Source organism: Leucobacter sp. cx-42 (assembly GCF_014529985.1).
Taxonomy (GTDB): Bacteria; Actinomycetota; Actinomycetes; order Actinomycetales; family Microbacteriaceae; genus Leucobacter.
Genome location: NZ_JACVMU010000005.1, coordinates 77,913 through 94,463, shown reverse-complemented (window position 1 = coordinate 94,463; position 16,551 = coordinate 77,913). Strand labels below are relative to the sequence as shown.

13 protein-coding genes are annotated in these 16,551 nt (G+C 64.6%); 8 read left to right on the top strand and 5 right to left on the bottom strand.

Annotated features, from left to right (window positions below):
* Nucleotides 1-28: 28 nt before the first annotated feature.
* Complete coding sequence (locus tag ICM05_RS05640; protein ID WP_188023611.1) at nucleotides 29-532, top strand: hypothetical protein; 504 nt, start codon at nucleotides 29-31, stop codon at nucleotides 530-532.
* A 290-nt stretch (nucleotides 533-822) separates the two neighbouring features.
* Here ICM05_RS05640 and ICM05_RS05635 read toward each other — a convergent pair whose 3' ends face one another.
* Nucleotides 823-2,085: a helix-turn-helix domain-containing protein gene (locus ICM05_RS05635; protein WP_188023610.1), complete on the bottom strand. Its 1,263-nt coding sequence runs from the start codon at nucleotides 2,083-2,085 to the stop codon at nucleotides 823-825.
* Nucleotides 2,086-2,275: 190 nt separating this feature from the next.
* Here ICM05_RS05635 and ICM05_RS05630 point away from each other — a divergent pair, with 190 nt between their 5' ends.
* The gene (locus ICM05_RS05630) at nucleotides 2,276-4,006 is read left to right on the top strand and encodes an amidase (RefSeq protein ID WP_188023609.1); all 1,731 of its coding nucleotides are present in this window, start codon (nucleotides 2,276-2,278) and stop codon (nucleotides 4,004-4,006) included.
* Between the two features lie 138 nt (nucleotides 4,007-4,144).
* Here ICM05_RS05630 and ICM05_RS05625 read toward each other — a convergent pair whose 3' ends face one another.
* Together ICM05_RS05625 and ICM05_RS05620 are read right to left on the bottom strand one after the other, a co-directional pair.
* Nucleotides 4,145-4,996: a Sir2 family NAD-dependent protein deacetylase gene (locus tag ICM05_RS05625; RefSeq protein ID WP_188023608.1), complete on the bottom strand. Its 852-nt coding sequence runs from the start codon at nucleotides 4,994-4,996 to the stop codon at nucleotides 4,145-4,147.
* Nucleotides 4,997-5,164: 168 nt separating this feature from the next.
* Nucleotides 5,165-6,856, bottom strand: a complete 1,692-nt coding sequence (locus tag ICM05_RS05620; RefSeq protein WP_188023607.1) for a CdaR family transcriptional regulator — start codon at nucleotides 6,854-6,856, stop codon at nucleotides 5,165-5,167.
* A 92-nt stretch (nucleotides 6,857-6,948) separates the two neighbouring features.
* On the opposite strand from ICM05_RS05620, the gene lysA reads away from it, so the two are divergent.
* From lysA to ICM05_RS05600, 4 genes are all read left to right on the top strand, one after another.
* Complete coding sequence (gene lysA / locus ICM05_RS05615) at nucleotides 6,949-8,250, top strand: diaminopimelate decarboxylase (protein WP_188023606.1); 1,302 nt, start codon at nucleotides 6,949-6,951, stop codon at nucleotides 8,248-8,250.
* 235 nt (nucleotides 8,251-8,485) lie between these two features.
* Complete coding sequence (locus ICM05_RS05610) at nucleotides 8,486-9,427, top strand: ABC transporter substrate-binding protein (RefSeq protein ID WP_188023605.1); 942 nt, start codon at nucleotides 8,486-8,488, stop codon at nucleotides 9,425-9,427.
* A complete protein-coding gene (locus ICM05_RS05605; protein ID WP_251364531.1) occupies nucleotides 9,424-10,413 on the top strand; it encodes an amino acid ABC transporter permease in 990 nt (329 codons plus the stop codon). The genes ICM05_RS05610 and ICM05_RS05605 overlap by 4 nt, the downstream gene beginning before the upstream one ends.
* Nucleotides 10,410-11,258, top strand: a complete 849-nt coding sequence (locus tag ICM05_RS05600; RefSeq protein ID WP_188023604.1) for an amino acid ABC transporter ATP-binding protein — start codon at nucleotides 10,410-10,412, stop codon at nucleotides 11,256-11,258. Before ICM05_RS05605 ends, ICM05_RS05600 begins: the two co-directional genes overlap by 4 nt.
* A 447-nt stretch (nucleotides 11,259-11,705) precedes the next feature.
* Here ICM05_RS05600 and ICM05_RS05595 read toward each other — a convergent pair whose 3' ends face one another.
* A complete protein-coding gene (locus ICM05_RS05595; protein WP_188023603.1) occupies nucleotides 11,706-12,935 on the bottom strand; it encodes an MFS transporter in 1,230 nt (409 codons plus the stop codon).
* Nucleotides 12,922-13,605 (bottom strand): FadR/GntR family transcriptional regulator, encoded by a 684-nt coding sequence (locus tag ICM05_RS12935; protein WP_188023602.1) that lies wholly within the window; start codon nucleotides 13,603-13,605, stop codon nucleotides 12,922-12,924. Before ICM05_RS12935 ends, ICM05_RS05595 begins: the two co-directional genes overlap by 14 nt.
* A 112-nt stretch (nucleotides 13,606-13,717) precedes the next feature.
* Here ICM05_RS12935 and ICM05_RS05585 point away from each other — a divergent pair, with 112 nt between their 5' ends.
* Together ICM05_RS05585 and ICM05_RS05580 are read left to right on the top strand one after the other, a co-directional pair.
* Entirely contained in the window at nucleotides 13,718-14,776 is a 1,059-nt protein-coding gene (locus ICM05_RS05585) for an amidohydrolase family protein (protein WP_188023601.1), read from the top strand.
* Between the two features lie 120 nt (nucleotides 14,777-14,896).
* Nucleotides 14,897-16,549, top strand: a complete 1,653-nt coding sequence (locus tag ICM05_RS05580; RefSeq protein ID WP_188023600.1) for an ABC transporter substrate-binding protein — start codon at nucleotides 14,897-14,899, stop codon at nucleotides 16,547-16,549.
* Nucleotides 16,550-16,551 lie beyond the last annotated feature (2 nt).

The following is a 16,551-nucleotide window of genomic DNA, read 5'->3' as shown; positions in this document are numbered from 1 at the left end:
AAGCAACGAAGCTGAACAGGGAGCCACCATGCGGGATAGAAATTGGAAGCGCGAAGCGATAGCTTCGGCGATCTCCTGGCTGCTGCTCGGCACCATGCTGTGGCTGGTGAATCTCAACCTTGGCCGCGGCGGCGACGCGATCGCCGGGGCCTATGGCGGCATCCTGCAGCCGCACGACCTGCTTGGCCTCGGCCCGATCATTGGCATCATCGTTATTGCGGTCATCGCCTTCGCGAGCCGGGCAATCACGGTGAAGATGTTCCTCTCTCGCGGAGGCTATTTCGTTGTCGATCTCGTGGTGCTGCTCGTCGGGGTCGTTCTTGCTTCGAGCGTGAGCCTGCTGCTCGGGCCGGTATCGACGAGCCCTGCGGACGCTCCGGCCACCTTCGGCGGCAACCTGATGCTCGTTGGCTGGGTGTCACTCAGCTTGATAATCCGGTTGGCGCCAATCGTGTGTGTGGCCGTCGTGATCTCGCTGTTCATCTCAAGTATCTGGGGCACTGGCAAGCGCACCGAGGTCGAATCAGCCTAATGCGATTGGTCCCGGGCAAGGGCGTCCGCAGCTCGCCCACGGCAGACCATATTGGGTGTGCTGGGTCTGGGCAGGGACTCCCGTAAGGTGCTGCCGCGGTTGGGTATACGGCCAACCTTGCCTGTGGTTTGTTGCCTCACTGTGCACGCTGGGCCGGCTGCTAGAGAAGCAAGCGGAGTTGGGTTTCAGCCGTGCTGGTGGGTAGGGGAAAGTGGGTTCGGTAAGACTGGAATCGGGGTATTCGTCTTACCGAAGGCACTTTTCAATACCGAGGATGAAAGGCTTTTTGGTTACGCCCAGCCGACCACGAGGCGCGAGGCCTCGTTGGGGATCGTCGGGTCGATGCCCGTGATCTCCCTGAACTGCTGCAGGTTCTTCGACAGCGTATTGCGGTGGCAGAAGAGCTCGGCCGAGGAGTCGGCGATGCTGCCGGTACGCAGGTAGCTGAGCACCGACTCGAGGAGTCGCTCGCGCCGCGCGGGGCTGCACTCCGCGAGTGCGGCATCGATGTCGGCCATGAGCGGCTTCCCTGATGCGGCGAGTTCGTGCGCTGCGAGGCGGGCCCAGCCGCGATCCCACGTCATGGCCTTGAGCTCATCCGGCTTGAGGGCGAGTGCCAGGTCACGGGCGATCCGCGCCCCTGCGAGCAAGCCAGCAAGGCCGTCAGCTGCGGTCGTGAGTCCGATGCGGAGCTCCGAGAGGCGTGCGAAGCACATGGTGTCGTGCGTGCGCGATTTGGTGGCGGCCGGGAGGAACGCGATGACGGCGCCGTCGAGGTAGTGGGTGTGGACCACGCAGCCGCGGCGTTCGAGTTCGGCAAGTTCCACGTGCAACGCGACCGCGTCGTTGCCAATGGCGGCGGCAACGAGCAGGGGAGTGGCGACCTCAACCTGTAGCTCGCGGGCGAGGAGGTTGAGCTGTTCCGGCGACGTGTGCAGCGCGCTGAACAGCGACTCCAACAGCTCGCGACGGAGGGAGGCGGACTCTTCGCGGATCCGTTGCGCCTCAGCAATATACGCATTCTGCGTCTGGGTGACGTACCCGTCGACAATGCGGAGCATCATGCTCGTGTGCCGCACGATGACCTGGGCATCTTCGACCTCGGCGACCGCGGTGAGGGCATCCCAGAGGACGGCGAAGTCGAGTCGCACGGCCTCAAGGAGCGAGCTGAGCGAGACCCCTGCGCGAGCACGCGAGACGCCGACGTCGGTGGCAATCGCGACGGCATCGTCGAGCTGACCGAAGCGCAGACCGTCGAGGATCGCGATGAACGACAGCACGGCCGTGCGGCGGATCTCAGACCGCGGCAACGGCGGTGCCTGGTAGCCGTCGATCTCCGTGATGCGCGAGAGGAAGATCTCGGTCAGCGACTCGGCATCCAAACGGTCGAGGAGCTCGAGCCAGCCTGGCTCGACGCTGAAGGAGGCGGAGCTGGCAGGTGCGGCAAGCGTGGCAGCGGTGCCAGGCGCGGCGGTCGACTCGATCGAACCGGCGGTCGAACGGGGTGTTGCAGTGGCGCTCACATCATTGGGCGCTTCGGGGGACAAAGCCATACTTTCATCCTAAGTGCATTTGCACAGCGAAAATGCCCAGTACGGCGCCAAACGATCATGGAAACGGGGCATCTCGCCTGCCAGACTGAATCTGCCGGGCATTGCCGCTCGGTGGGCGCGGATCGTTCCAAGCTGACACGATCCGCCAGTGCGCCGTCAGTGCGCACCCGCAAGATGAAAGTGAAGACACATGGCCAGCCCCGACATTGCAGTCGCGCCTACCGCACCCTTTGAAATTTTTGACGCGTATGAGGCGAACATCGCCGATACGCTCGCGGCCATCGCGGCCGGCAAGATCACCTGCGTGGAACTCACGCAGCAGTACCTTGATCGCATCGAGCAGCACGACACCGGAGCCGACGGCCTGAATGCGATTGTGGTCGCGAACGAGCGCGTGCTTGAGGAAGCCGCCGAGGCCGATCGCCGCTGGGCGGCCGGCACGCAGCGGGCGCTCGAAGGCATCCCGTACACAGTGAAGGACTCGTACATGGTTGCGGGCCTCACGGTCGCGGCAGGTTCGCCTGCGTTCGGCGGGCTCATCGCCCAGTGGGACGCCTTCACGGTTGGTCGCCTGCGCGACGCAGGCGCGATCCTCATCGGCAAGACCAATATGCCCCCGATGGCAGATGGCGGCATGCAGCGCGGGCTCTACGGCCGTGCCGAAAGCCCCTACAACCGCGACTTCCTCGCGGCGGCGTACGCGTCGGGATCCTCGAACGGTTCCGGCGTCGCGACCGCAGCGAACTTCGCCATGTTTGGCATGGGAGAAGAGACCGTCTCGTCGGGGCGCAGCCCCGCCTCAAACAACGCGCTCTGTGCGTATACGCCGTCGTGGGGTGTGCTGTCGATCCGCGGAAACTGGCCGCTCTTCCCCGCCCGCGATGTCGTCGTCCCGCACACGCGATCGATGCCCGACATGTTGCGCCTGCTCGACGTGCTCGTGCAGGACGACCCCGTCACCCGCGGTGATTTCTGGCGCAACCAGTCCGTCGTCGAGCTGCCGTTGCCGAGTACGCATCGACCGGAATCATACGTCGCGCTCGCGGCGGAAACAGGCCCCGGCGCGGGCATCGGTGCGGCCGCGAATGCCCCGCTGCGCGGTAAGCGCTTCGCCGTCCCGCGCATGTATCTCGGCACCGATCCCGCCTACCCCGTCGATGTGCGCCCCTCGGTGCTGCGCCTGTGGGAGGCGGCTCGCGCCCGCCTGGAGGCCCTCGGCGCCGAGGTCGTCGAGAGCGACTTCCCGCTCATCACGCGGTACGAGGGCGATCGCCCCGGCGCCAAGTTCCTTGGCAGCCTCGGTGACCTGCCCGCTGACTGGTCGGCGATCGAGTTCAACCACTTCCTCGCGTTCGGTTGGGACGATTTCCTGCGCGCGAACGGCGACCCTGCGATCCCGAACCTCGGTGTCGTAGATTCGGCGCGGATCTACCCCACCCCCGAGGGACAACTCCCCGATCGGTATGAGCGGGTGGGAGACCACAACGACCGGTTCCGCGGGATTGTGGAGAGCGCCCGTGCCGGCCTCGCTGATCCGCGCACCCACCCCGAGTTTGCCCGGGGCCTGCGCGCGATCATCGCCCTGCGCGAGGAACTCGTGGAGTCGTGGCTCCGCGACAACGGCTACGACGCGATCGTGTTCCCTGCGAACGCAGATGTCGGGGCCGCGAACTCCGATACAGACGAACGGGCGGCGGATCGCGCCTGGTCGAACGGCGTCTTTTTCTCGCACGGCAACTACGCGCTGCGCCACCTCGGCTTGCCCACGGTGACGGTCGCGATGGGGCTCATGGCCGACATCAAGATGCCCGTCGGGCTCACTTTCGCCGGTGCGGCCTACGACGATCCAGCGTTGCTCACATACGCGACGGCGTTCGAGGCTGGCGGGGAGGCGCTGCGCGTCGCCCCGGTGCTCGGCTAGCTCCACCGTTTCGCGCCCTCTTTCACTTCCATTTCTGGTGCGTAAGGGATCGAGCTTCGGTCAGACGTTTTCTCCCAATTTCGTCTGACCGAAGCTCGATCTCTGACTGTGGGTGAAGAGTTTTGGTTGGGCTGAGGGTTAGAGCGCTGCAGCGAGGGCGGTGAGGGCCTCGGAGGTGCCGGAGTCGATCCGCGCCTGCACCGATGGCCGATCATCGATAGCGGTCTTGCCACGATTGATGACTGCGAGCGGGATGCCGAGGCGCTCCGCGCGGTGCACGAGGCGCATGCCCGTGTTCACCGCGAGCGAGGTGCCCGCAACGATGACGAGGCTCGCGCTCGTGAGGAGTTCGAGTGCGTGGTCGAAGACGGCCGTGGGCACGGTCTCGCCGAAGTACACGACGTCGGGGCGCAGCGTGCCCTGGCAGATCGGGCAGACCGGAACGGTGACGTCGGCGAAATCCTCAACGAGGGCGTCACCGTCGGGCGCGATCTCGGTTCCGGCGAGACGGTGACGAGCGGCGTATCCGGGGTTCGCGCGGTCGAAGCGGGACAGAATCTCGGTGCGTGTCCAGCGCTCGCCGCAGTCGATGCAGCGGATGACGCCGCCGTTCCCGTGGAGCTCAGCGACCTGCTGTGAGCCGGCCTGGCGGTGCAGGTTGTCGACGTTTTGGGTGATGACGCCCGTGGCCTTGCCTCTCGCCTCGAGCTCGGCGAGGGCGATGTGGCCCGGGTTTGGTTCGAGGCGGTCGAGGCGCGCTGCGTTCACTCGGGCGCCAGCCCAGAAACGACGGCGGTACATCTCATCCGTCATGAACTGCGAGATGCTCATGGGTGTGCGGGGCGGGGTGCCAGCACCGCGATAGTCCGGGATCCCAGAATCTGTGCTGATGCCAGCACCCGTCAGTGCGACGAGTGGGCCGCGCGCAGCCTGCTGCTGTGCGAGCGCGATGAGGTCGTCGAGTGGGTGCTGTGGCTGTGCTTCCGGCATGTGGCAAGAGTAGCTCGGGGAGCTGTGTGGGTTCCCGCCAGTTGCCGTAGATATGTAATCGGCCGTAGATATGCAAAATAGTGGCCGAAACAGCGTATTGACGGCGGATCGCATATCTACGGCACAGTTCTGGCAGTTGGTGGGGATGGGCGGTTGGTGGGGCTGCAGCTAGGGCAGCGCCCGCAGTTGCAGCCACGTCACGAGGAGCATGTCGGGGTCGCCGAGGGGGAGCTCCGCGATCTCTTCGGCGCGACGCAGGCGGTGGCGCACGGTGTTCTCGTGCACCCCGAGTTCGCGGGCAGCGCGGGTAATGTTGCCGAACGCCTGGCACCAGTGGAGAACGGCCTCGGCGAGCTGCGGGTGCTCCGCGGCGAGTGATGACAGGCGCGGATCGACCAGCGTCGCCGACTCCTGCGCCATGAGTCCAGCCACGCGGTCGAGGACAAGCTGTGGGCGCAGCTGGGCGACGGTGAGGATGCGATCCGCGCCCCCGAGACGCCCGGCAGTCTCGAACAGCACGTCCGCCTGCTCGCGCAGGCGCGCAATCTCATTGGGGCGCTGCGCGCGCCCAGGAAGCGCGATCGTGATGCCCGGCCCAATCAGGCGATCGAACATCGGCACCAGCGGATCGACGAGCCGCCGCACCTGCTCGTACGGGGCGTCGGCGATGATGGCATAGACGCGTCCGCGGCGGGCGACGGCGACCGACTCCGGGTGCAGCAGGGAGAGCTGGCGCTGCAATGATGAGCGCAGCTGGGCGAGGGTCGCGGGGTGGTCGTTCTCGCCGAGGGAAAACGCGAGCAGCTGAGCGCCCCGCTCATCGGGGATACCGAGCTCAGTGAACTCCGTGCCGGTCACGTCTGTGCCTGAGAGGAGGGTGCGGAACCGTTCCTCGCGCGGAATCTGACCCGCCTCCCGCACGCGAATATCGTCGAGCATGTGGGCCGCCGCAATCGCGCCGGCACTCTTCACACGCTCGACCTGTTCGGGCGTGAGGTGATCCACCTCAGAGTCATAGATCGCCCAGATCGTACCGAGCGGCAGTGCACCGGCGCGGATCGCATAGGCGACGCGAGGCAACTCGTCATCCAGCTGCGGATACTTGATCGGCTCCTCGGAACGAATGACCGTCCGATACTGATCCTCATTGAACGGTGACGCAGGAACCCGCCGCGCGAGAATGCCGCGCGTACGGAGCGAGTCAATGGCCTGCCCTGGCACGGAGGAGTACGCGATGATGCGGCGGCCGAGGTCTTCGATGGCGACCGATCCGCCGAACAAACCAGCGAGGGAATTGGCGAGCGCGAAGAGCGGTTCTGCGCCGCGATCAAAGTGAGCGTCCTCACTGCGGCGCTGTTCGCCGAGCAGCCGGCCGACGAGCGCTTCGAACAGTCCCCAGCTCACGCGTGGGGCAACCCGCAGGATCGGGATGCCAGCGGTCTCGGCGATCGCCGCGAGGACCGGTTCGTGCTCATCGAGGCACTTCATCGCGATCGCGCAGTAGTCGAGATCGGCGATGGCGGCTGCAAGCTCCGCAAGGTGTGAGGCATCGAAGTGCGTGCCGGAGGGGACGATGAGGAGCCCGCCGGGGGCATCAGTGAGCTCGTCGAGCGCGTCATAGAACTCGGTGCCGAGCACACGGCCGGTCGGATCCACGCGCCCGAGCGGGGTGACGGTGTGCCTGCCAAGGTGCTCGATGAGCTCACTGAGCAGGAGCGAGGGGGTGTCAGGTCCCGAGCCGTCGGGTGACTCGTGCGCGTCGGGTGCGTCGTACGGTTCGTGCGGTTCGCGTGCGTCATACGCCTCGTGCGCCTCGTTCGCATGAGACAGCGCGCAGATTGGAGGAACCCCTGTGTTCATGAAATAAATCTAACCGATTTCTCCAACGTGTGAGCGAAAAAGCCTGCGTAGGCTGAGGGACGCACAACCACACCAGGCGCGAAGGAGCACCGATGACCGAACGCAACCAGCCCGCATTCGACGGCACCCGAGTTGAAGAGCTCTGGAGCATCTTCCCCGAAGAATCCTCGTGCTCGGCAGATGGCGCCCTCGAAATCGGTGGCGTCTCGGTCACCGCGCTCGCCGAAGAGTTCGGCACTCCGCTGCACATCATCGACGAGGAAGGTCTCCGCCGCCAGGCGCGCCGCTTCTCGGACGGGCTCGCAGAGCGCTGGCCCAACTCGCAGGTGCTGTTCGCCTCGAAGTCGCTGCCCATCGTCGCGATGTACAAGCTCGCAGCAGAAGAAGGCCTCGCAATCGACATCGCAGGTGGCGGCGAACTGCAGCTTGCGCTCGCCGCAGGAGTCGATCCGCAACTCCTCCACTTCCACGGCAACGCGAAGACCGACGCCGAACTCAAGATGGCTCTCGACGCCGGCATCGGCACCATCATCGTCGACAACAACGACGAGCTCGACCGCCTCGAGCGTCTGCTTGAGCGCCCCCAGTCGCTCCTGCTGCGCGTGATTCCCGGCGTCGAAGCAGAGACCCACGCATCGCAGGCAACGGGCGGCGATCGCTCGAAGTTCGGCCTGCCCATGGACCAGGCCAAGGTCGCCATTGCTCGTATGCAGGCACACCCGCTCATGAACTTCGAGGGCGTCCACCTGCACATCGGCTCGCAGATTCTCAACACCCGCCAGTTCGCGCAGGCCGTCGAGAACATCTCGACCGTCGGTGAGTTCGAGACCTACGATGTCGGCGGCGGACTCGGCGTCAAGTACACCTACGACGAGACCGCCCCCGAGGTCGGTGCCTACCTCGACGCGATCGTTGCTGCGGCGCGCGAGCACCTTCCTGCAGGGGCGCGGATCATGATCGAGCCCGGTCGCTCCGTCGTCGCTCGTGCAGGTGTCACCCTCTACCGCGTCGTGAGCGTCAAGCGCACCGGCGACGTCTTCGTCGCGATCGACGGTGGCATGGCAGATCAGCTCGACGTTGCCCTCACGCTGCAGCGCTACGAGGCAGTGCTTGCGAACCGCCTGCCCGAAGCGTGGACCGACACCGTCCAGCTCGTTGGTCGCCAGTGCGAGTCAGGCGACCTGCTCATTGACGGCGCTCCCATGCCCGAACCACACGTTGGCGACCTCGTAGCGATGGCGACGACGGGTGCCTACTCGTACACGATGACGAACAACTACAACGGTGCGCTTCGCCCCGCAATCGTCTTCGTGCGCGACGGCCAGGCGCGCCTGGTCGCCCGCCGCGAAACCTACGCGGACCTGCTCGCGCTCCACGCCCCGGCCATCGGCTAGCGGGCCCGGTCGCCCGGCTAGCTCCTCGCTTCAGGCCTCGACCTCGGCTTCGGCTTCACGCCGACCTCTCGTGCATATGTAATCGGCCGTCAATATGTTGTTTGGCGACATTTTGGGCCCATTGACGGCCGATTACATATCTCCGACGAGTCCAGCGGAATCCCAGAGGCTCATCCCAGCGGCGAGGCCGCAACACAACTCACAGCTTCCCCTACAACGACGTAAGGAACACCCCATGAAGATTCAGAAGAAGACCCTCACCTCTACCTTGCTTGCGGCCTCGGCTGCGCTCGCGCTCGCACTCACTGGTTGCTCGGGTGGCGGATCCACCGACTCCACGGGCGGCAGCACCGGCGGCAGTGATCTCCCCGTCGGCGATGAGATCTCGACAACGGTCGACAAGGATCTCACCGCGCTGCTTCCCGAGCGCATCGTCGACAAGGGTGTGATCAACATCGCCGTTGACATCCCGTTCCCGCCGATGGCGATGTACGACGAGAACAACCGTGCCATCGGCTTCGACCCTGAGTTGGGTCGTCTGCTCGGGCAGAAGCTCGGGGTTGACGTGAGCCTGAACAAGCAGGCATTCGACTCGGTGATTCCGTCGCTGCAGGCAGGCAAGAACGACCTCATTATGAGCGGCATGAACGACACCGCCGAGCGCCAGAAGGTGCTGTCGTTCGTTGATTACAGCTACGGCGGATTCGCGGTTGCAGTAAAGAAGGGCAACCCTGACGGCATCACTGGAGTCAAGGATCTCTGTGGCAAGACCGTCTCGGTGCAGAAGGCGACCATTCAGGGTGACCTGCTGCGCGCAATGGACTGCGGCATCAACGTCATGGAGCTGCCCAACGACCTCGACGCACAGACCGCGCTGCGCGCTGGCAAGAGCCAGGCATACACCGCAGACGCGGTGGTCGCAGAGTACGTTGTCGCGACGACCGACGACGGCAAGGCGTTCGAGATCGTGCGCGACCCCGAGAACCCCGCCGGCTTCAACCCCGTCTACAGCGGCATCGGCATGCTGAACAGCGAGACCGAGCTCGTTGAAGCGGTCAAGCAGGCGCTGCAGGCGCTCATCGATGAAGGCACCTACCAGGAGGTCCTCGATCGCAACAGCATCGGCGCGTACGCCGTCGAGTCGGCTGAGATCAACCAGGGTAAGGATGCCGAATGAGCGCAACGCTGACTGAGCGCCCCATCGAAGCGATGGCGCCGCTCTCGACCGAGGACGACGTCGAAGCCGTCCCACTCCGCCGGCCTTGGCGCTGGATCAGCGCGATCGTCGTCATCGCCCTGGTCGCGTGGTTCATCTACGTTGTGGCGACGAACCCCAACCTTGACTTCGCGACGGTAGGCGAGTTCCTGTTTGATCCGCGCATCCTCCAGGGTGTTGGACTCACCATCTTCATCACGGTCGTGTCGATGATCGTGTCGACCCTGCTTGCGATTGTCATCGCGGCGATGCGACTCTCGTCGAACCCCGTGCTCACCTCGGTCGCGTGGTTCTACGTGTGGGCCTTCCGTGGCACTCCGGTCCTCGTGCAGATCGTGCTCTGGGGCTACCTTGGACTGCTGTTCGATCAGATCCGCCTGGGCGTCCCGCTCACCGACATCGTGTTCTGGTCGATCGACACCAACACCCTCGTCACGCCCCTCATCGCGGGTCTGCTCGCGCTCACCCTGAACCAGGCCGCATACTCCTCGGAGATCGTGCGCGCCGGCATGATGTCAGTCGATGAAGGCCAGCGTGAGTCCGCATACTCGCTGGGTATGTCGCCGCTGTACACGTTCCGCCGCGTGCTGCTGCCGCAGGCGATGCGCGTCATCATCCCGCCCATGGGCAACGAGCTCATCTCAATGCTCAAGAGCACCTCGCTGCTCTCGGTCATCGCCGTGCTCGAGCTCTACACGCAGGCGTCGATCATCTCCTCGTCGAACCTCAAGCAGGTCGAACTGCTCATCGTCGTGAGCGTCTGGTACCTCTTCATGACGAGCTTGCTTTCGATCCCGCAGTACTACCTCGAGCGTCACTTCGGCCGTGGCTCGAGCCGTAACCTGCCGCCGACACCGATCCAGCGGATCAAGGCAGCACTCAACGCACGCAAGCCGGGCCCGGAGCCCGCGCCCCCAACCCAGGTAACGGAGGTGGTCGGAGTATGACCAGCCAGGAGACCCTTGTGGCGGATCCGCGCCCCACTGCCACCCACGCCACCGGCACCCAAGCCGGAGCTGGCGCGCAGGCAGCCGATCCGCTCGTGCAGATCCGTCGCGTTCGCAAGAGCTACGGTGCGCACCAGGTGCTGCGCGATGTTTCGCTCGCCGTGCCAGCCGGCACCGTGACCGTGCTGCTCGGCCCGTCAGGCTCAGGAAAGTCGACGCTGCTGCGCTGCGTTAACCACCTCGAAACCATCGACGGCGGTCGCATCATCGTCGACGACGATCTCATCGGATACCGTCGTGCTGGCGAGCGCAACCACGAAATGACGCCGCGTCAGATCGCGCAGCAGCGCCGCCACATCGGCATGGTGTTCCAGAAGTTCAACCTGTTCCCGCACATGACCGCGTTGGAGAACATTATGGAGGCGCCGGTCGGCGTCGCAAAGAAGAGTCGCGCGGAGTCGAAGGCTCGCGCGCTCGAACTGCTCGATCGCGTGGGACTCGCAGACTTCGCGAAGCACTACCCCGCACAGCTTTCGGGTGGTCAGCAGCAGCGCGTGGCGATCGCCCGTGCGCTCGCGATGGAGCCCAAGCTCATGCTGTTTGATGAGCCGACCTCGGCGCTCGATCCGGAACTCGTCGGTGACGTCCTCGACGTCATGCGAGAGCTTGCACGCGACGGCATGACGATGATCGTCGTCACGCACGAGATTGGGTTCGCGCGCAATGTGGCGGATCAGGTCGTCTTCATGGACGGTGGCGTCGTCGTAGAGGCCGGCCCGTCGGAGGAGGTGCTCGGGAACCCGCAGCGCCAGCGCACTCGAAACTTCTTGGAGAGTGTGAAGTAGGAGAGTGGGGGCTTCGGCCTCGCACTTCCCGTCCAAATGCAATCGGCCTGCAATATGGTGAAATCACTCGTATTTCGCATATTGCAGGCCGATTGCATATCTACGGTGCGATGAGTGAGGCGATCCGTGCTGCAACAGACCAGCCACAGGCAAGGGTGACCGACTAGTCGCCCGCGGCAGTCCCACAGACCGGTGTTTGCCGACGTCTAGCCGATGCCAACGGGCTGCCGTGGTTGGAAATCTTCTGTCGTCAGGGCGAAATGGGCCGAAACGTCCTCACTGCGGTCGATCTCTAGGTGAAGACAAGAGCGCGGCCACCCCAACCTCTCCACCGTATGCAAATGGGCCTTCGGTATGACGAAATCACAAGAATTTCGCATACCGAAGGCCCATTTGCATACCGACGACGAAGGGCGGCAAGGGCGGCAAGCGCGGCAACCGCGGGAGCTACGCCTGCGCCACCTGCCGCGAAGCGCGCGTACTCAGCACGCCAAAGATGAGCTTGCCAACCGAGGCAGCCACAAGCATCAGCAAGATTGCGGTCCAGGTGATGCCGGTGTCAGCGAGCAGCCCGAGACCAAGCGGGCCGATAGCGGCGATGAGATAGCCGATGCCCTGGCTGACCGCAGAGAAGGAGGCGGTTGCCGCTGCGCTCGGCGCCGTGAACACGATGAGTGCAATGGAGAGGCCGAATGCGGCGCTCTGCGCGATGCCGAGAATCGCGATCATGAGCGGCGCGAGGGAGATGGGCGCAACCGCGAGCCCGACGAGGCCCGTCGCTGACAGCGACGCAATGATGACCACGAGCGCCGTGCGGAACGACGCCTTCGAAGCAATCGTCGGTGCGAGCAGCGACGCGGGCAGCCCAGCGACGCTGAGCCACGCAAGCAGCAGGCCTGCCTGGGTGGGGTCGATGCCGCGCGCGGCCGCAATGGTCGGGAGCCATGCCGTCAACGAGAAGTAGATGAGTGCCTGGCATGCAAAGAAGCCGGTCACTGGCCACAGGCCCTTGGCGCGGAAGATGGATTCGCGGGGCTGATCCGCGCCCGAGGCCGTGGGAGACACCACGGGGGAGGAGCCGACACCGACGTCAGCACCCGCGCGACCGCGCGGAGCGAGACTCAGCACGAGCGCGAACGCGATGAGCAGTGGCACAGTCCAGCTGGCGAGCGCGTACGCAACGTTCTCCCCGAGCATGCTGTAGACCGGCACGGCGAGTGCCGCGCCCGAGGCGGCACTGATGCCGAATGAGGTGGTGTAGACGCCGGTCCAGAATCCGCCGCGCTTGGGGAATGACTGGCGGATCACCTGTGGTGTCACGATACCCACGAGGGCGATGGCGGCGCCGATGATGACCGTGCCGAGGAAGAGCGTTGGCGTACTCAGCGGTCGCAGCGCGGTCGCGCCGGTGAGTGCCGCAAGCAGCACGACGAGCGTGCGCTCCAGGCCGAGGCGTGAAACCAGCCACGGTGCGAGCGGCGACGCGAGGCCGAACAGCAACACGGGGATCGCGCTGAGCGCAGCGAGCCCCGTGTGCGAAAGGTGGTAGTGCTCGCCAATGTCGGCGAGCAGGGGTGAAACTGACGTAATCGGGAACCGGACGCTGAGTCCGAGAGCGATGACCACGACGCCGGCCGCGACTCCCTGTCGACGGCTCAGGCGGCTAGGGGCGTTCATCGAGGAGTTGCTCCTGCTGTTCGAGGACTCCCATCGCCGCATCCTGTGCAGCGTCGGGGTCAGAATTGATGATGGCCTGCAGGAGGGCGATGTGCATGTCGGCTTTGTCCGGATCCGCGCCCTCAGTGAGGCACGAAGCGTCCGTCACTGATTCCCGCAGCGAGCCATCAAAGCTCGCATAGATGCCAGCGAGTAAACGGTTGCCTGAAGCCTCTGCGATACCCAGATGGAATGCGACGTCTGCCTCCGCGAATGCGCTCGGGTCGCCTGCCTTGATTGCGGTACGACGAGCCTCGAGCAGCGCGGTGAGCTGATCGATCTCTTCCTGCGAGCGCGCGACCGCGGCCTCGCGCGCGGCAAGCGCATCGAGCGCACGACGGACGCGGATCACTTCCCGGCTATCGGCGGAGTCCAGCGCGCGACGCAGCGCGACCGCGGTGGGGTCGGTGGCGATGACGTAGGTGCCGTCGCCCTGGCGGGTTTCGAGCAGTCCCGTCTGTACGAGCGAGCGGATCGCCTCGCGCACCGACGGGCGGCTCACGCCGAGCGCTGCCGTGAGCTCGGCTTCAGAGGGAAGTCGGTCGCCAATTACCCAGCGGCCTTCACGGATTTCTTGCTCGATCTCAGTGACAACAGTGTCGACGAGAGAGCGTCGTTGTATTGGTCTCACGGATTCATCCTTGCAGATCGGTTAAGTTATATGGTTATCATATGTCTGACAAGTGGGTTTCCGCTATCTCACGCGGGACAAAATCCACGCAATTCTTACGAAAGGGTCTCCAATGACGGTGAATCCCCCCGCTCGCACGCTCCGCACCGCGGGCTGTGTCGACGCGCATATTCATCCAGACAAGACCTCATGGGGTGGACCGTGGATGTCGCGCCGTCCAGCGGCGACGCTCGCCGACCTCATTGAGAACGATCGTTCTACGCAGTTCGGCTTTGAGCAGAGTGTTGAGGAACGCGCGTTCGCGCTCCTCTCGAACGCGGTATCGCAGGGCACGTTTGCAATGCGCGCGCACGTTGACGTGTCAACCGGGCTGGGGTTGCGCAACGTTGCAGGCGTGCGTGCTGCTGCAGAGCGCCTCTCACAGTTCCTCGACGTGCAGATCGTCGCGTTTCCGCAGTTCGGCCTCCTCACCGACCCCGGCGCGCTTGATGTCATGGCGGCCTCGCTGAATGCGGGCGCAGATCTCGTCGGCGGCATCGACCCCATCGGTGTGGAGGGTGACCTGCACGGTCACCTGGACGCGATCTTTGGTCTCGCAGACCGTGCTGGTCGCGATCTTGACATCCACCTGCACGATGGCGGTGAGGAGGGCCTCGCTGAGATTCGCGAGATCGCCCGTCGCACGATTGCTGGTGGACGTCAGGGCCGAGTCACCATCGGACATGCGTTCGCGCTCTGTGACGAGTCGCTGCCGAGTCTCGGTGAGACGCTCGACGCGGTTGCCGATGCCGGCATCTGGATCGCCACCTGCGCCCTTGGCCCCGATCCCGTCCCGAACATCGACCGTTTCGAGCGGCACGGCGTGCGCCTCGCAGCCGGCTCGGACGGCGTACGTGACTCGTGGAGCCCATTCGGCACCGGCAGCATGATCGATCGCGCGCACCTGCTCGCGTACCGCACTGGCGCGATCACCGATGCCGAGCTCGAGCGCGCATTCACCCTCGCCACTGTCGCCGGCGGCGAGATGCTCGGAATTTCCGACGTCGTGGGTGGCGGATCGGCCGACAGCTTCCTCGAGTTCGATGTCCCGAATGTGGCGCAGCTCGTGGTTGACCGCCCATCGCCGAAGCGCGTTGTGCGCCGTGGGGTGGCGGTGCCCGCACACCTGTAACCACGCCACTGAGCGAGCCTAAGTCAACGTCACACTGTCGCGACGTTGACCAGCTGGCGGGGCAATGGCTGCCCCGCCAGCCCAGATTTTGCAGTACCACCACAGAACAAAGGAGTCCTTGTGTCTAAACGATCCCTCGCCTTTTTGGGCGCTGTCGCAGTCTCGGCTGTTGCAGTCACCGGTTGCTCGAGCGGTGCCGGCAGCACCGGCGGCGATGCCACAGCGAAGCCCCTCTTCGACGTCAGCTCTGCTGACCTCATCGACACCACACCTGCCGGCACCAAGCCGGTCGACAAGGTGACCTGGAACCTCCCGTACGAGCCAATGTCGCTCGACCCGATGTTCTCGTTCAACTACGCCGAGAACACGGTCGACTCGAACACCTGTGAGGGTCTCACCCGCATCACGCCAGACCTCTCGATTGAGAACGCCCTCGCGGAGTCGGTCACCGCGCCAGACGACAAGACCTACGTCTACACGATTCGTGAAGGCGTGCAGTTCTGGGACGGCACCCCGTTGACCGCCGATGACGTCGTGTACTCACTCGGCCGCCAGGTCGGCGCAGAGTCGAGCACCTACTGGAGTGACTACTTCACCAACGTTGCCTCGGTCGAAAAGACCGGCGACCGTGAGGTGACCGTCAACCTCAGCCAGCCAGATGCGCTCTTCGAGCAGGGCATGTCGAGTGCGGCGGGCGCAATCGTGCAGCAGGCCGCGGCTGAGGCGGCCGGTGAGACCTTCGGTACGCCGCAAGGCGGCATCATGTGCACCGGTCCGTTCAAGTTCGACAGCTGGGAGCCCGGCAAGTCGATCAATCTCGTGAAGAACGAAAACTACTGGGACAAGAACCTCGTTCCCAAGGTTGAGAAGCTCTCGTTCAGCTTCATCGCTGACGAGTCGACCGCGGTCAACGCGCTCCGTTCGGGCGACGTTGATGGTCAGTTCTTCTACCTGCCGCCTGCTGGCCTCGGCCAACTCCAGGACAGCGACGCGACCATCTCGTTCGGTAAGTCGTACATCTTCTGGTCGCTGCGTGCGATCCAGCAGACCGGTACCTTCTCGCAGCCCGAAGTGCGTCAGGCGCTGCTCACCGCGATCGACAGCGAAGCAATTTCGGACGTCGTGTTCCAGGGTGTTTCGATTCCCTCGGCTGTGCTGACCGGACCCGCGTACTTCGGTGAGGGCGAGGCAGCGAAGAAGTTTGAAGAGGCGTTCAAGAGCTTCGAGGTGCAGCCCGACATCGAGCAGGCGAAGAAGATTCTCGCTGACTCTGGCGCTGACATCAGCCAGCCGATCGTGCTCGGTGTGCAGGGTTCTTCGGCAGTGCACGAGCAGACCGCGAACCTTATCCAGGCTGCAGGCCAGGCAATCGGCCTCACCATTGAGACCAAGGTCATCCCCGTTGAGCAGTTCGGCAACGTCTACTTCGACCCGAAGGCGCGTGAGGGTCTCGACGGTTTCTTCACGACGTACTACGGCAACGTCAGTGATCCGCTCGATGTCTACACCACGTTCACTCCCGAAAGTACGAACAACTTCATCAAGTACGACGGCGCAGCTGACGAGCTGAAGGCAGCTCGTGCAGAGCTCGATCCTGTGAAGCGTGCCGAGCACACGATCGCCGCGCAGGCGAACGTCATGCGAGATCTTCCGTGGCTGCCGATGGGTGACCTCCCGGTCATTCTCGTCCAGAACAACAAGATCTCGGGCGCGACGGCTTCGTCTGCGTACCTCGGTTACCCCTGGGCTGCCACCATCGGCGGTGTTGAGTAACC

What these genes read in the sequence shown, in the direction of transcription:
- ICM05_RS05640 (WP_188023611.1), top strand. Translation starts at nt 29, where the DNA reads ATGCGGGATAGAAATTGGAAGCGCGAAGCGATAGCTTCGGCGATCTCC.
- ICM05_RS05595 (WP_188023603.1), bottom strand. Translation starts at nt 12,935, where the DNA reads ATGAACGCCCCTAGCCGCCTGAGCCGTCGACAGGGAGTCGCGGCCGGC.
- ICM05_RS05635 (WP_188023610.1), bottom strand. Translation starts at nt 2,085, where the DNA reads ATGGCTTTGTCCCCCGAAGCGCCCAATGATGTGAGCGCCACTGCAACA.
- ICM05_RS05625 (WP_188023608.1), bottom strand. Translation starts at nt 4,996, where the DNA reads ATGCCGGAAGCACAGCCACAGCACCCACTCGACGACCTCATCGCGCTC.
- ICM05_RS05610 (WP_188023605.1), top strand. Translation starts at nt 8,486, where the DNA reads ATGAAGATTCAGAAGAAGACCCTCACCTCTACCTTGCTTGCGGCCTCG.
- ICM05_RS05605 (WP_251364531.1), top strand. Translation starts at nt 9,424, where the DNA reads ATGAGCGCAACGCTGACTGAGCGCCCCATCGAAGCGATGGCGCCGCTC.
- ICM05_RS05600 (WP_188023604.1), top strand. Translation starts at nt 10,410, where the DNA reads ATGACCAGCCAGGAGACCCTTGTGGCGGATCCGCGCCCCACTGCCACC.
- ICM05_RS05630 (WP_188023609.1), top strand. Translation starts at nt 2,276, where the DNA reads ATGGCCAGCCCCGACATTGCAGTCGCGCCTACCGCACCCTTTGAAATT.
- ICM05_RS05585 (WP_188023601.1), top strand. Translation starts at nt 13,718, where the DNA reads ATGACGGTGAATCCCCCCGCTCGCACGCTCCGCACCGCGGGCTGTGTC.
- lysA (WP_188023606.1), top strand. Translation starts at nt 6,949, where the DNA reads ATGACCGAACGCAACCAGCCCGCATTCGACGGCACCCGAGTTGAAGAG.
- ICM05_RS05620 (WP_188023607.1), bottom strand. Translation starts at nt 6,856, where the DNA reads ATGAACACAGGGGTTCCTCCAATCTGCGCGCTGTCTCATGCGAACGAG.